The organism is Bartonella sp. CM86QHHN, assembly GCF_042194695.1.
Classification (GTDB): Bacteria; Pseudomonadota; Alphaproteobacteria; order Rhizobiales; family Rhizobiaceae; genus Bartonella.
This window is the reverse complement of the sequence record NZ_JBHIND010000051.1, coordinates 1-14,767: the sequence shown is the minus strand read 5'-3', so window position 1 is coordinate 14,767 and position 14,767 is coordinate 1. Positions and strand designations below refer to the sequence as shown.

Below are 14,767 nucleotides of genomic sequence, written 5' to 3'. Positions count from 1 at the left end.
GGTGTTATCTCCCTATTTTCAATTACTTTTTACACTTACAGTAACGCTTCATTCCTGGCGCTTATCAAGTGAATAAGATCTTGTTTTTCAAGGATTTGAGCGGAACTTGGCTAAGGCACGTTGATCAAACCAGAAGGACATGACAGCGGCAAATAATGCCTGTGTTTCAGCATCCCACAGGGCGATCAGTCCGTCGGTAATTCCGACACCCTGATCCAATAACTTGAACAGTGCAGCGGTTTTGACGGTGGCGAACAGAATGAAAAACGCATAGGTGATAATCGGGCGAACAGATGCACGCAGAGCCTCAACCCATTTCACCCCACTGGGCTGGCTGGCATGAGCATAGAGCGCTTTGCTTTCTGCCACATCGGCCTGCACCTGTATTTCTTCAAGACGCTGCGTATGGCCTTGACGTTGCGCTTCCGTATAAAGCTCACGGATGACAGACAGGTGCTTGTAAATGGCGCTTTGTTCTTTATCCAAAGCCTGTGCGGCAAAGGCCAGATCATCCAGAGTGGCCTCATGGATAGGTTTGGTGGTGTCTTCTTCTATGACACCAAGTGCCGGGATTTGAATAAATGCCGAAACATATTTGGCGTAAAGGCTGTCTTTAATCAGCTTTTGTAACGATGGTTTAAACATGAAACCTCCTTGATTTCGTAGGTTAAAATTTGCTCTTTGGTCATGTCGTTTCGGCTGCCGGGTTCTGACGCCGCCCAAAGAGCAAAGCGGTCGCGGTATTTCCTGCTTCAGGTCTTGTATTTCCGCGAGAACCCGGCATGTTTTCTTGCCTTCAAGGAGTTACTTACCGAGAGGGCTCAAAAACTGTCGGCGGCTCAGTGCAGATATTCCGCAAAGCCACGCTCCTTCAGCGATCCGCGAAGTTCGGACAGCGTCCCGTAGAGGGTTGAGCGTAGGGTTTTGGTTTTGCGTGAGATTTCACTGATGCTGAGCGTTCGCAGATCAACCAGCAGAAACACCAGATGCGGCGGCATCTGCTGAACAGCTTGTTCAAGGTCAATTTGAAGGTCGCGGTTGGTCAGGTCTTCGGTTGCAGGGTCAGGCAGAGCGTTGTCGTCGCCGTCCTTATCCTCAAGCCACGCATCAAGTGAAAAATCACTGATGCCGAACCCACGTTTTTGGGCGCGGGCGGCCTCAATGAGGCTGGCACATTTGTGGTTGAGGATGCGGTCAACAAAGGTCGACCATTTTGCTTTTTCAGGAACATAAGCCTGCTTGCGGAATAAATAATCCAGCATCAACTCTTGCTCGAGGTCCTCGACTTCTACGCCATGAATGGCGGAGTGCCGCATCAGGCTGCGTGCGTGATAACGGACTTGGTTTACGACATAAGGATAGATGCCCTCATAGTTGTTTTTGCTCATGGTTTTCGTCTCCAGTTGCGGTTAGCCGCCACGCGGGCGGGTCAACTGGGACTGGCGAAAACTCACTGGAGACCCTGAAAATCGGTGCGTTACTCAAGGCGCAAAAACAAAAAAGCCCCGCATGCCGGGGCTTTGGTGGGTGTAAATTTTTTTGAAAAAAATTTCAGGGTGGTCGGTGAAATTTCACCGAAGGGAGATTAGGCAAATCCAAAATGCTTTAATTGCTCATCCCAAATATCGGGAAATGGGGTTTGTATATCCTGCAGGCTTAACTGGCGCGGCTGCGTGCCATCCAAGATGGCCTTTTTGATCTGGGGAGCAAGTTGATTGAGGCGCAGTATCCGCGACATATAAGAGGTGTTGATCTGGCGTTGGCGTGACATGTCATCAATGGATTTATAGCGCCCCGTATCAAGCAGGTTTTGCCAGTAATAGGCTTTGGCAAAGGCCGTTACGAATGTTTCGTCTTGCTTGGGTGCTTCTTGTGGCGGGGTCATTTGGTAGCCTTCGGGCAAAATAATCATTTTCTTGCCACCATATTTCTTGATCCGCATTGGCACCCGGATTGAAATGCTGTTGTTCGCCATCATATTTACGCATTTATCCATGCTTTCTCCTCCAGTTTTTTTGTTGAAATGCCTTGCAGCCGCTTGTCTTGCTCGTCCAATTCCCGAGCCAAACTATCCATGCCTGCAGCCCTGATCCGGATATCGACAAATTCATAATTGACGATGACTTTTTCAATCATCAACTCAAGGATGCGTTGTTTTCAGCAGGATAAAGTTCTTGCCAGATCGGGACGATGTCATTCAGGTTGCTGTAAACCTCATGCTCCGTGATGGTCTCATCCTCTTTTTGTGCTTCGCGCCACGTTTCCATGATCATCTCCGGCGAGGCAAAAACAGCTTGAAGCTGATTCAATATCAATGCCTCCGTTTCATTGGCGCTGACATTGCGAACCTTGCAATCCGGGTTGATACCTTTGCGGTAATGTTCACAGGTGTAATAGCGATAAAGCCTGCCACCTTTTTTACGGGTATGACTTGCCACCAATCCACATTCGCATTCACCGCACTTCAAAAGCCCCATCAAAATGGCCTTGGTTTTCTTCCGCGTGATTGCGCCTCGGTTGATGGTATTTTCTTTCATGGTGGCGCGGACTTTATTCCACGTGTCTATATCGATGATGGCTGGATGGCGGCCTTCGTAGATTTTATCTTTATGTTTGATTTTTCCGATATAGATGGGGTTTTGCAGAATCTTATAAAGGCCGTCTTTATCCAGTGCTTTACCACCGATAACACGTCCGTTTTTGGTTGTGCGCTTTTTGCTTAATACCCCCATGCGCGGCAACATCTTTGCCATTTCCGTGGGCGACTCTGGTCATCAAAAATAGATCGAATATTTTGCGGATACCCTCAGCCTCATCGGGCTCAATCACAAGCTCACGGTTTTTGACCACATAGCCCATAGGTGTGACACCCCCATCCACATGCCTTTGCGTTTGGAGGCTGCCAATTTATCGCGGATACGTTCGCCGATCACTTCACGTTCAAATTGGGCAAAGCTGAACAGGATGTTCAGCGTCAATCGGCCCATTGATGTGGTGGTGTTGAATTGCTGAGTAACGGAAACGAAGGACACTTTGTGCTCGTCAAACAGATCAATCAGTTTGGCAAAATTAGCCAAGGAGCGTGACAAGCGGTCAACCTTGTACACGACAACTGTATCAATCAGGCTGCTTTTGATGTCGTCCATAAGGCGTTTTAAAGCTGGGCGATCCATATTGCCGCCTGTAAAGCGGCCATCATCGTAATTATCGGGAAGCTGGAACCAGAGCCTTCATGCTTTTGTGAGGCGATGTAGGATTCACAAGCTTCTCGCTGAGCATCAAGGCTGTTGAACCCCATGTCTAAGCCTTCCTCGGTGGATTTGCGCGTATAAATCGCGCAGCGTTTTTTCGGTGTGGTTGTGCTCAATGTTTGTCTCTTTGTGCTTTGTTGTTTAATCCGAAGAAGGCAGGTCCAGACCAGCTGCTGCCTGTAATGGCCAGTGCAACCTTGGACAGGCTTTTGTATAGGCAGCCTGCATATTCATAACCTTCCTCTAAAATGGTGACCTGATGCCCTTATATTCCCGCACCAGTTTGATACCGGGGATGGGCCGCTGATATTGTGTCTTGCGTTTCGGCTTGGCTTTTTTGCCAGAGCCGAATAAATCATTGGCCTGCTGTTCGATCCGGTTCTCAATCTGTGGATCAACGCCGTAAGCAAGCTCCTGCAGGCGATAAGCCAGTCTGCGGACAATGTGGCTTTTATGGCCACCGGGTGGTTCGTCCTGATACACATCCCGCCATAAAGCCTTTAAGTCGGATAACGGCATATTTGGGAGCGCCGCCACACGCGCCAGAAGTGTTTTATCCATTCTTCACTTCCTACGATTCTGCTTTTTTCTTTTGCTTCAAGCGGAGGCGTTGCCAGCCCAAGCCGACAATATGGGCGACTTCCTTTTGCCGATCTGCATCGGACACAAGTCCGGCAGGAAGTTGGCCCAGCTTGATTTGTAATCGCTCCCGTTCGGTGAGCTCTTTGTTTTCATGACTCATCAGGAACTCCTTGGTTTTTTGGTTCTTCGTCATGGACATGAATGCTTGGAAAAAACCTGAAGTCCAATGAATTAGAGGGATGTGTTGGCTCGAACTGACGGTTCAGGCGTATCTTGCGACGCAGGATGCCAAGTGTCAGCAAATGCACTACCTCATTGCGGCAATCTCGTTCATTTATTAGGTTTGGAGAAAGTGAAGACATGGCGAACCTCCTTGAGAATTATTGCGTCGTTCAAGGAGTTACTTACTGAAATGACTTGAAAACTGTCGGTTCAGTCAATGCTATGCATTGAATCAAATTAGGCTTGTGAAAATCATAAGCCTAATTTATATTAGGTTGTTAATTAAGATATAGTTGAAGTTTGAAAATGTCAATTTTGCTCAAAGATATATGGCCGATTGAAAATTTGGCCGACTATAAAATTCACTTTGCGAGATACAACCAGCACTCGCAGCCGCTAGAAGTATGGGGAAGAAGCAAAGAAGAATGGCAAGGCTGGCAGGAATACTGGCCGGGCCGCAATGATTTTAACAGGCCGCTTATTTTCTCACTCATGCAATTTCACTACGAAACCGACATCTGGCTGTTCGGTGGTGTGTTCAGAGTATTGGAGAAACATGCAGACCGCTATGAGGTTGAGCTTACTGATTTGGGCAAAGAGTTTATTGGGCGTCTGAAAATCCGATCATCTTATCGCAACCGCACGACTAGGACCAATATGGAGCCACATTACCATAAGTTTGAAGTGCAAGAGATTTTGCGTGAGCCATATTCCGGTAGAGCATTCTGCGGATACGATAAAATAGACTTATCATTTGAAGAGCTCGAAGTCTTGATCAAGAATGACAGGCCAGATTGGAAAACAGCACTAGAATGCGTTAAGGGTATTTACCCGATTACCGATACGCATACGGGAAAACGCTACATCGGCTCTGCTTATGGTGATCAAGGCATATGGTCACGATGGAAGTGTTACATTGAAACGGGTCATGGGGGAAACAAAGGCATTCATGATATGATAAACAAAGCGGGAATTGATTACTGCCGTTCTCATTTCCGTTTTGCGTTGCTTGAGCAGCGGCTTAGCACCCCCCCCCCGATGAAAAAATACTGGAAAGAGAAGTCTTCTGGAAACGCATTTTGCTCACAAGAGGCGAGCAAGGGCTTAACCATAACTGAGTGTAAGATGGATAGATTAACACAAGCACAACAGAGTTTATTACAGGCCATTGAGCGCCTGAAACGTGCCATGGAGATGTCGCCCACGGTACAAGAGCTTGCTGTGGAATTGGGGGTGAAAGCACCCAGTGTGTTTGAAGGGCTCAAGCGACTGGAAGATAAAGGCTATATTCGCAGACAGGCGCGAAAAGCGCGGTCCATCGAAATCCTCCATGCACAAACACCGGATAAGACCAACTTGACGGCTGTTCCTGTTTTGGGGATGATTGCGGCTGGCCAACCGATTCTTGCTCTTGAAAACAAGATTGGTCAGGTCATGGTGCCGAATAATGTTCTACGCGGGAAGTGCTTTGCGCTCAAAGTGCACGGCGACAGCATGATCGATGCTGATATTTTCGAGGGAGATTACGTTGTTGTGCGCCAGCAATCTATTGCTGAAAACAGCGATATTGTGGTGGCCATGGTTGGCGAAGAGGCCACTGTAAAGCGGCTGAGTATTGAAGGGGAGCATATTGAGCTGCGCCCTGAAAATCAGAAACGAAAACCCATCATCATAGGACAACAGGATGAACTTAAAATAATTGGGAAGGTCTTACACGTCTGCTCGGGTGTTGACACCGAGGCCCTCCTAGACGAACCCCAAGGAGGATAACTACATGAGCACCTATAATTTACGACGTTTTGCCCAACCTGATGTTTTGAAACACATCGAACAAGATAATCTGATTACTTTTCTTAAAAGGTATGAAAGCTACCTGACCGGACGCGGGTTCAGCTTTGAACTGAATGAAGATAATGAGCTGGATTTTGAAACGCTCTGCCAAGTTCTGATGAATCCATCAGAGGATATGGACATTGAATTCGTTGAAGCCTTGTTTTTCATTCAAGAAATGTCCGATGGTGAACATTTTGAAGAGTTGAGTGAACAGGCTGAAGCCAATAATATTGACACGCATGAAGATTCAACAGCAGCTGATTTGGCCTTAGCATTATGGCTGCACGATCCCGAGCTTTTAAAGCGTCCTCACGCAGAGGCGATGATCCTCAAGCCAAAATCATTCATGTATTTCCAGTCTGATCAAAAGTCCCCTGATACGTTTACTCTTCCAAAATCAGAAACCATGCGAACGCTGGAAGCTGATATGGACGCTTGGTTTTTGAAAAATAAACGCGGCACTGACTGTCGAATTTTGCCTGTCAGCGCAGAGGACGAAGACAAGACATACTTCCTGATCCGTCATGGCATGCCGTTTAAGCGTGAGGGCAAGATTGAATCTGGACAATCCAAGACCATTTTTTACCGCCCAGAGTTTCATGACGTGATTGTCTATGATCGTGCCAATAATGAACTAGCCGTCTTTAATAAGTCCGGTGCCAAGAAAGAGCGCACCATGTATTTAGATTTGTTCAGCCAACATCTCTTCGGTCAGGCTGAATATTTCCCCGGCGCAGAAAAATATACATTGCAGCCACTGATCGATAACGGCGTTGATGCTTTGGCTTGTGCCGATATTGATGGACTGGAAGATATAAAGCTGGTAGAAATCCAGCACCAGTTTCTTGGACCGTATAATGACAAGCAGACGCTACGCTCAAATGATGTGTTTGCGTCCTTAGCCTCAAGAGATCGTGAATTCCCGAACTTTGGCAGACTAGTCTCAGCCAGTTTTTCGGTGAAATTTGAAAATGCCAAACGTCCACGCATGGTCAAGGTGCGAACACCGAATATGGCCAACTTTGATCGCAAGGAAGATTCTCACCTGATTGAAACATGGCTGCGGAAACGTGGCTTTGTAAATGAGCAGAAAGAGGAAGAAGACAGCAAACAACCCGTAGCACATCAGGAGAGTCATGACGCCGTATCAATCGCCGCCATGGCGTAAACTCACAGAGCTTTCTGGTGGCAAGGGTGTAAAAGCTGAATGGCTAGACTTTCCAGAAGAATTGCTTGCCATCACCAATGAGCAGGCATCTGCCATTCCCTGTAATGGCCGAGCTGGGTGCTACATGAATGTCGTGCAACATGGGTCTAGCGATATTGTTGGCATCTGCACATCAGATACCAAGCAGTGCGACCGACGCACGCTCAAAAAATCAGAACTGGCGCTGTATCGCATAGATCATAAAAAGCTGGCGACCAAAATTGCTGAGGCCATTGGTTTTACTGAGGAAAATGAAAAGATCACGGGCCAAACGGCTCTTTGGAAATTTGGTGTGCTCAATCCACAAGCCGAGCATAGCTTTCCTGTCTATTGCTTTTTGGGCCAGACATCCTCGCAGTTGGATAAAATTGTCAATCAGCTTTGCATGGCTGATCAGACGTTTCTGTTAATTGCCTCCACCAGCAGTCTTATCAGCACTGCCAGCTCTGACGCAAGCATCAGGCATAAATCCAAGCTCATCGGCATAAATGATGTGCTCGTCGTTGATGCTGCAGGCAAGGTCACGGCGAGAGACAGCGCTCAAACCATCATCTCCAATTGGTTGGAAACGGTGTTGCCGAAATCAGCTAAACCGGGATCTGAGTACCAATTCCCGACACCAGCAGGCGCAACATGGGAGCAGTTTGTGTTCGAATTTACCGCAACAGAGATGTTGTCAGTGACATGCGGACAAACTCAGAAACGTCTGGAACCTGAGCATCTGAAGATGAAAGATCAGAGATCTGGAAAAAGAACGAACCAGTGGACACTCCTATTGGTTCTTGCAAAAACCGGGGGAAGCCTCTCGTGGCAGGATAGCGATGCAGATGATAAGCTAAAAAAGCAGAAGCAGGAATTAGCAAACAAACTCAAACAGACCTTCGGCCTTTCTGAAAACCCGCTTCGATGGTCGCGTAAAGAGAAGTGCTATAAAGCCCGCTTCATCATTCGCGCAGATGATAATGTCCTGCGTCAGCTCACTGGTTGACAATGCTAGGCATAGACTGCTGCGAACTGGTCAATTGCCAAACCCTTGATTTCCCATGACTAAAAGCTCCGTACTTCGTTTTTCCAAGTACGGTGTTTTTCAGGAAAGGGGCATATATAGGAGAAAAATTAGAGAAAAACGGGGTGTTTTTATAGAGAGGAAGTCAATTGCAAATAGCGAAAAAGCCCGCAAATGCTGGGCTTTTGAGGCTATGCCATATAAGGCATATGAAAGTTCGTTTTAGGTTAATGGCGGAGAGAGAGGGATTCGAACCCTCGATATGGTTTCCCATATACACGCGTTCCAGGCGTGCGCCTTCAACCACTCGGCCACCTCTCCAGAAGTTCGCACTATACCCAGAAAGAAATAACGTGCAAGTCTAAACTATACATTCAAAACCCAAAAAACAAATTCATTTATTAAAGTAAGAGCTTTTATCTGTTGAATAACAAGCACATCCCTTCTTTTTAAGAAAAAACTTTTTTCGTGGATAGGTTTGTAGAATACAATAATGAGAATAAAAAGATTGTCACCAGTTATAAACTTTCATGCTCATTTACGCACTTTCTGCTTCACAAAAAAATACTTCTCTTAAAATTAGCATACAGCCCATAGTTTTACACAATCAAATAATTAAAATCACTTACTTATACGTCATAGGAAGGGATGGTATGTGGGGGAAGAACATTTTAAGAGAGGATAAGCGGCTCTTATGCATTTTCTTAAATAGCACGAATTTTTGCAACATTGAGAGCTGTAAAATAGTGTGATGGTATCAGTTTTCTCTTTCATAGGATTACATAATAAGCCCTATTCTAAATCCTCTATTCAATTTCACACTTCTATATTTAGTTGATACTAAAGAAAATAAAATTCAGAAAAAAACTTTGCATTTTTAATTTAATATGTATGAATATATTTTATTTTCTAAAATGAAAAAATAGTCTCATTTTGATCAAATACAAAATCATAAAAATGCAAACCTGTTTTCATTTTTACCATATATTTTTAAATTCAGCGTTACAGTTTTCAAAATATCTAAAGTAGTCTCCATTATTTAAAAAAAATTACGTATTACTTCATACTTTTGATTATCGCATTCTTTAAGTGGGATATGGTCTCATAACAAAACAGAATACTCTAAAAATACTATTTTCTTTTTGTCGCCTAATGTTACAATATCTATTGCTATTTGAGAGAATGCATAAAAGGAATTTATTCTTTCTTAGAGTGTTTTTATCCATACATTACTCCTCCTTGTAATGTATAAAAGGGTAATTTTTATTAATTAAATATAGAGAAATTTAAAACGAAAAAACCCTACAATATTCAGGGTTCTCATTATGTAAAACGATAAATTACCATTATAAATTCATATACTGTATTAATGTTTTACAGCACTAAAGATCTGATTACTCTGCAAAATGAGCTCGTTCTTTCCCCTTAATGTTCTTTATTACCTTATATCCTTGCTTAGAGCACGTACAGCTCGTGCAGTTTCACATTGTAATGCTTTTTGTGCTAAAATTTTCATATCTTCAAAACTATGAGTCTGTAAACACGCCTTTACTGGAGAAATATCGCAAGATATCATAGAAAGCTCATTAATTCCCAATCCAGTCAAAATCATTGCACCAAAAGGATCTCCAGCCATACCACCACATACACTAACCCAACACTTATGTTGTGCAGCTCCCTGAATAGTCTGATAAATCATACGCAAAACTGCTGGATCAAGGCTATCAGCTTCAGACACAAGGTACGGATTTTGCCGATCAACAGCCATTGTATACTGTGTTAGGTCATTGGTTCCAATTGAAAAAAAATCAACATGGGCGCTTAATACATCTGCCATAATGGCCGCTGCTGGAACTTCGATCATAATACCAAGTTTTAATTTTGGTGCATCAACATCGTTGCGGATTTCCTCTGCAATCTTTTTTATAGCGACAATCTCTGAAACAGACATGACCATCGGAAACACAATCCATAGATCTCCACCCTCTTTTGCCGCTCGATATAAAGCACGTAATTGAGGCACCAAAAGATCACGTCGACGTAACAAAAGCCGCGTTCCTCGAACACCTAAAAAAGGATTGTCCTCTTTAGATAAATGTAAATGCGTAATCTGTTTATCTCCACCAATATCAAGTGCACGAATAATTAATGGCTTATCTCCTACAGCTGTAATCATCGCCCGATATATATTAAATTGTAGCTCTTCATCCGGAATATATGGATTCTCTAAAAACAAAAATTCCGTGCGCATGAGTCCAACACCTTCAGCCCCTAAATCAAGCGCAACAGGAACCTGATTTGCGTAGTTGACATTAGCCATAATACGAATTCTTTGACCATCTATCGTTTGCGCTGGTAATCTACACGCACTTATTTCACTGACACGTTTTTGCGCAACAGTATCAATATGCCTTTGAGCATCTTCAACGTCTTCAAGCGTAGGATTAAGGTAAATAAACCCGTTATCGCCATCAATAATAGCCTGAATATCAGACTGAATTGCTAAAATATCATCACCTGCAGCAACAACCATTGGAATACCAAGAGTACGCGCCAAAATAGCTGTATGAGATAATGGACCTCCCCATGCTGTTGCTAATCCTTTTACCCTTGTACAATCAAGTTGTGCTACATCAGAAGGAGAAAGGTCATTTGTAACCAGAATTACACCATGTGGAATATCATTTAAAAAGAACGATCTATAGGATGGATTGATTTCACCTAAAACACGTCGACCAACATCAACTAAATTAACAGCACGTGCTGCTAACAAAGGATTATCTACCTTAAAAAACATATCTGAAAATTGACGAACCGCTCTATCCCAAGACCAAGCGACACCATGACCTTCCGCTATAAAACGACAAGCTTGAGCTATTAAATTTTCATCTTCAAGCAAAACCATTTGCGCAGAAAAAATCGCAGCAGAATCTGCTCCCATACGCACTGTAATATCAGAAATCACAGATGCCATTTTATGTTTTGTTTTTGTAAGAGCATTTTCAAGACATGCTGCACCAGCTGCAAAATCAATTGGCTGATCTATTATGGAAATATCATTTTGCCTTAAAACAAAAATCTTACCAAATGCTAATCCTGAACTCGCTCCAACACCAGAAATGCCTTTTTGCATAGAGCGTGGATACCAACCATGAAAAGCCTTTGTTTGAGATTCCATTGCTCTCATCAGACATTTTTCACTAATACTCACTTTTTTTGCAATAGCAATGGCATCATTGAGAAGTTGTGCTCCTTCTGCAGCATCTGTAGAAAAAATCAGAACATCACCGTTTTTTGCTCCTAATTGCAATAAACCAACCAAATTTTTCATTTCAACGGTATATTGACCATGGCGAACTCTGATGGAACTTTGAGCCTTTTTCGCAAAATCAACCCAAAGAGAAGCTGGTCGTGCATGAAGACCACTTGGATAATCTAAAGTCCATTCCTGACACACAGAAAGGTCACCAATAAAAGTTTTTTCTATCTTCATATTTTGGTCAAACAAAGTTGTAACAATTTGTTGTTTGTCCATAGTTGTTGCAAGTACTTCAAGCTGTTTTTTATCAAATAAAAGAGACGTCAATTTTTTACAAATTTCTCTATAGCGATCTGGACACGCTGCAATGGCAATAACCAAATATGCTTTCTTGCCATCCTGCCACTCAACACCAGCAGGAACCTGTATAACAGCAACAGCATCCTTGATAATTAAATCACGATTTTCAGCCATACCATGAGGAATGGCTATACCATTTCCAAGCCAAGTATTGGTTGTTTCTTCACGTGCAAGCATGCTTGCCAGATAACACTTATCAACTGCACCAACCTGCACAAGCAATTCAGCAGCAGCATAAATTGCATCATTTTTATGATCAAAAGCAGCTGCAAGTTGTACAGATCTTATAGACAAGATTTCACCATCAGCAAAATCTACATTCATTGCTTCTGCTTTCTCATATCTCATCATGAATTCAAATTGCCTCACATTTGAACACCAATATCTCTGACACATTCCTTTTCAAAGCTGCATTTCCCAAAATACAAGCTATAAATACCACCACAGCTTTATTTATATTTTACGGAATATAGCTAAGTGAGGTGCTTAAATACCTCAATATAACCGATAAAACAATTGGATATTATTATCTAGCGAAGTGCTTAAAACCATTATAAGCAAATCTACCTCTTACTCTTTTACTTTACAAAGACAAAACCCCATTTTCTACAGAACCAATCACCTGAAAAACTATGTTTTCGAAACGCTCTCATTATCCTAAGTTATTCAACATAACTTTTCATTATTTTTCCTACAAGAAAGCATCCTTCCCAATCATCCGTAACTTCAGCTAATATTTTGATTGATTCCTCAAAGTTTATTTAACCTATTATCCCTCTTTATAAATTCATTACATAATTACAAATTGCTCCATGCAACTTATCATCTTTAAAATTCCGTGCTGCCCATCTTATGATATCAAACCCTCGATATATAATATTTATATATTTTAAGCTACACCTTTACTTCAATCAATATCGCAAATACACAATACCCTCTGTCGCACATTTGCAAAGTACGAACATCCCCCCCCCCCAAGCACCATCATCAATTACTAAAATAAAGAAAAACTCTACAAATAAGATAAATAAAGTAAAAAATGAAACGCAATGATTGCCTTAACCCTAGCTCTTATGCTTATTTACTTTCAACAATACACAATAATAGTGAAATCAGAAAAAATATTCTTGAAGGGCGCTGATTGCACGTTGGTTATTTTTATATCTTTAAACACCGTCCTCCTTAAAAATATAATTTCACTCTTGATTTACCGAAAATTCCTTAATGCACGTCACTTTCAAAGTCGTTTTGGCTGCCTTCTTATGGATTTTTTATCCCTATGTCTTTTTAAATGAATAGCCACACCTATCCACACTACCACCTAAAAACAGTATGACAACTCATCAATACCACAATGCCGATAAAAAGACCCATCTTTATCAAAATGATTACATAAAGAATGCTCTCATTAAATTTCTCATAATTTTCTGAAAACAAACTGCTTCTCTTATAAGAAATCACTAGACACTTCTTCATGCATAAAAAGAAAGTCTCTCTCACTATTATTATACAGAAATTTATCAACAAATTCTATCATAATATCAATATGTTCAGGACTAAATACTAACATAACATCGCACAAACTCTTTCCCTCATTGAGAAAAGCCATTTCCTCAATTGTACCTTTTTCGTATATCTTCTACATTTATTATAGTACCAACGCAAAAAGGGAAAGATAAGACTCTATCTTTCCCTTTTAATACTTATAAAACCACAACTATAATTCAATGAAATCCTGTTGATTGCTAGAGAGTGTTACAGATTACTCTGCTGCCTCCAGCATAGGAATGACTGAAACATAGGAACGATTACCCGCTTTGCGTTGAAAAGAAACCTTTCCATTTGATAATGCAAAAAGCGTATGATCTTTTCCAATACCAACATTGTTACCAGGATGCCAACGTGTACCACGCTGGCGAATAATAATATTTCCGGCAATAACGGTTTCACCACCAAATTTTTTAACGCCTAGACGTTTCGATTCTGAATCACGACCATTACGCGAGGAACCACCAGCTTTTTTATGTGCCATAGACGCTCTCCTTTAATCTTTCTTACTCTTTGATGCTACAGACGCTTTCTTCTGCGGCGCAGTCTTTTTTTCAACCGTTTTTTTAGCCGTCTTCTCAACAGAAGCAGCAGCTTTTGTTTCTTGTGGTGTAGTTTCTTCTTCTTTTATCGGTTTCGCAGCAACTTTTTTAGGTTTTGAACCACCCATTAAAATTTCTAAAACACGAAGCCTCGTAAATTCTTGACGATGGCCACGCGTGCGTTTAGAATTTTGACGACGGCGCTTCTTAAATGCGATAACCTTGCGCCCACGTGCCTGTTCTAAAATCTCAGCTGTCACCAATGCATCAGCAACGACAGGGGTACCAATAACCGCATTACCTTCTTGCCCAACCATTAATATGTCATTGAATTCAACAACATCACCCGCATTTCCACTAACTTTTTCAACTTTTACCACTTGATTAGCAACAATGCGGTATTGCTTACCACCAGTTTTAATGACTGCGAACATTTTTTATCCTTCCGTTCACTCCAGCTCTTATTTAATTTCTGCCTTGAAATAAGGGAAAATAGGCTGCTTTTTATCAGTCGTAATAGATCCCAAAGAAGGATAAAACCTTCTTCAACACAAATATGCGCAGATTTCCCCACGCTTATATTTTGTATATATGAAGGAATTTCTATTCTCTGTCAATAAAGTCCCATAAAAAAGAAAAAAAGGTTGTACCAAAAACAATTGAAGGTTATCTACCCCTTATACACTCAAATAGTGCCGATTTTTGTTTCACTTTATTATGGAGAGATGGCTGAGTGGTTGAAAGCACCGCACTCGAAATGCGGCATAGGGGCAACTCTATCGGGGGTTCAAATCCCTCTCTCTCCGCCACAGTTTATAAAGCGATATTATTAAAACTGTCTTTAATCGTAGCTTTCCGGTTGTAGCTTGTCAGCAGGTTGTAGCTTGCCAGCAGGTTTTGTATATTTTGCCACTAGGTTTTGTACCAATTTATTTTTTCTCAAAGAGTTTTAAAGAT

15 protein-coding genes, 2 tRNA genes and 1 pseudogene are annotated in these 14,767 nt (G+C 42.2%); 4 read left to right on the top strand and 14 right to left on the bottom strand.

All coding sequences use genetic code 11. From position 1 onward, the window contains the following. Nucleotides 1–87: 87 nt before the first annotated feature. From ACFIKX_RS04110 to ACFIKX_RS04065, 10 genes and pseudogenes are all read right to left on the bottom strand, one after another. On the bottom strand, nt 88–645 hold the full coding sequence (locus tag ACFIKX_RS04110) for a hypothetical protein (RefSeq protein WP_375612854.1): 558 nt from the start codon (nt 643–645) through the stop codon (nt 88–90). Between the two features lie 194 nt (nt 646–839). Continuing rightward, on the bottom strand, nt 840–1,388 hold the full coding sequence (locus ACFIKX_RS04105) for an RNA polymerase sigma factor (RefSeq protein ID WP_375629550.1): 549 nt from the start codon (nt 1,386–1,388) through the stop codon (nt 840–842). A 197-nt stretch (nt 1,389–1,585) separates the two neighbouring features. Then, nucleotides 1,586–1,996, bottom strand: a complete 411-nt coding sequence (locus ACFIKX_RS04100) for a hypothetical protein (protein WP_375629547.1) — start codon at nt 1,994–1,996, stop codon at nt 1,586–1,588. Further along, a complete protein-coding gene (locus ACFIKX_RS04095; protein ID WP_375612851.1) occupies nt 1,981–2,136 on the bottom strand; it encodes a hypothetical protein in 156 nt (51 codons plus the stop codon). The genes ACFIKX_RS04100 and ACFIKX_RS04095 overlap by 16 nt, the downstream gene beginning before the upstream one ends. After that, nucleotides 2,136–2,744 (bottom strand): recombinase zinc beta ribbon domain-containing protein, encoded by a 609-nt coding sequence (locus tag ACFIKX_RS04090; RefSeq protein WP_375629545.1) that lies wholly within the window; start codon nt 2,742–2,744, stop codon nt 2,136–2,138. The genes ACFIKX_RS04095 and ACFIKX_RS04090 overlap by 1 nt, the downstream gene beginning before the upstream one ends. Before the next feature lie 81 nt (nt 2,745–2,825). Next, on the bottom strand, nt 2,826–3,173 hold the full coding sequence (locus ACFIKX_RS04085) for a recombinase family protein (protein ID WP_375629542.1): 348 nt from the start codon (nt 3,171–3,173) through the stop codon (nt 2,826–2,828). Continuing rightward, nucleotides 3,155–3,367 carry a hypothetical protein gene (locus ACFIKX_RS04080; protein ID WP_375629539.1) on the bottom strand — a complete coding sequence of 71 codons (213 nt, stop codon included), beginning with the start codon at nt 3,365–3,367 and terminating at the stop codon, nt 3,155–3,157. Before ACFIKX_RS04080 ends, ACFIKX_RS04085 begins: the two co-directional genes overlap by 19 nt. Continuing rightward, nucleotides 3,364–3,770 (bottom strand): annotated as a pseudogene (locus tag ACFIKX_RS04075) (DUF2924 domain-containing protein). Before ACFIKX_RS04075 ends, ACFIKX_RS04080 begins: the two are co-directional and overlap by 4 nt. A 52-nt stretch (nt 3,771–3,822) precedes the next feature. Next, entirely contained in the window at nt 3,823–3,993 is a 171-nt protein-coding gene (locus ACFIKX_RS04070; RefSeq protein WP_375629536.1) for a hypothetical protein, read from the bottom strand. Further along, nucleotides 3,983–4,195, bottom strand: a complete 213-nt coding sequence (locus ACFIKX_RS04065; protein WP_375654156.1) for a hypothetical protein — start codon at nt 4,193–4,195, stop codon at nt 3,983–3,985. Before ACFIKX_RS04065 ends, ACFIKX_RS04070 begins: the two co-directional genes overlap by 11 nt. 166 nt (nt 4,196–4,361) lie before the next feature. Here ACFIKX_RS04065 and lexA point away from each other — a divergent pair, with 166 nt between their 5' ends. The 3 genes from lexA to ACFIKX_RS04050 are packed head-to-tail and all read left to right on the top strand — an operon-like array spanning nt 4,362 to nt 8,083. After that, nucleotides 4,362–5,825: a transcriptional repressor LexA gene (gene lexA, locus ACFIKX_RS04060; RefSeq protein WP_375629533.1), complete on the top strand. Its 1,464-nt coding sequence runs from the start codon at nt 4,362–4,364 to the stop codon at nt 5,823–5,825. 4 nt (nt 5,826–5,829) lie between these two features. Beyond that, on the top strand, nt 5,830–7,056 hold the full coding sequence (locus ACFIKX_RS04055; RefSeq protein WP_375629530.1) for a hypothetical protein: 1,227 nt from the start codon (nt 5,830–5,832) through the stop codon (nt 7,054–7,056). Next, nucleotides 7,025–8,083, top strand: a complete 1,059-nt coding sequence (locus tag ACFIKX_RS04050) for a hypothetical protein (protein ID WP_375629527.1) — start codon at nt 7,025–7,027, stop codon at nt 8,081–8,083. Before ACFIKX_RS04055 ends, ACFIKX_RS04050 begins: the two co-directional genes overlap by 32 nt. A 249-nt stretch (nt 8,084–8,332) precedes the next feature. On the opposite strand, the gene ACFIKX_RS04045 is transcribed toward ACFIKX_RS04050, so the two are convergent. The 4 genes from ACFIKX_RS04045 to rplU form a co-directional block, all read right to left on the bottom strand. Next, nucleotides 8,333–8,422, bottom strand: a tRNA-Ser gene (locus ACFIKX_RS04045). 1,117 nt (nt 8,423–9,539) lie between these two features. Continuing rightward, entirely contained in the window at nt 9,540–12,071 is a 2,532-nt protein-coding gene (gene ptsP, locus ACFIKX_RS04040; protein ID WP_375629525.1) for a phosphoenolpyruvate--protein phosphotransferase, read from the bottom strand. A 1,411-nt stretch (nt 12,072–13,482) separates the two neighbouring features. Further along, on the bottom strand, nt 13,483–13,752 hold the full coding sequence (gene rpmA / locus ACFIKX_RS04035) for a 50S ribosomal protein L27 (protein ID WP_100130483.1): 270 nt from the start codon (nt 13,750–13,752) through the stop codon (nt 13,483–13,485). Between the two features lie 12 nt (nt 13,753–13,764). Next, entirely contained in the window at nt 13,765–14,244 is a 480-nt protein-coding gene (gene rplU, locus ACFIKX_RS04030) for a 50S ribosomal protein L21 (RefSeq protein ID WP_375629522.1), read from the bottom strand. A 285-nt stretch (nt 14,245–14,529) separates the two neighbouring features. On the opposite strand from rplU, the gene ACFIKX_RS04025 reads away from it, so the two are divergent. Continuing rightward, nucleotides 14,530–14,619, top strand: a tRNA-Ser gene (locus tag ACFIKX_RS04025). Nucleotides 14,620–14,767: the final 148 nt, after the last annotated feature.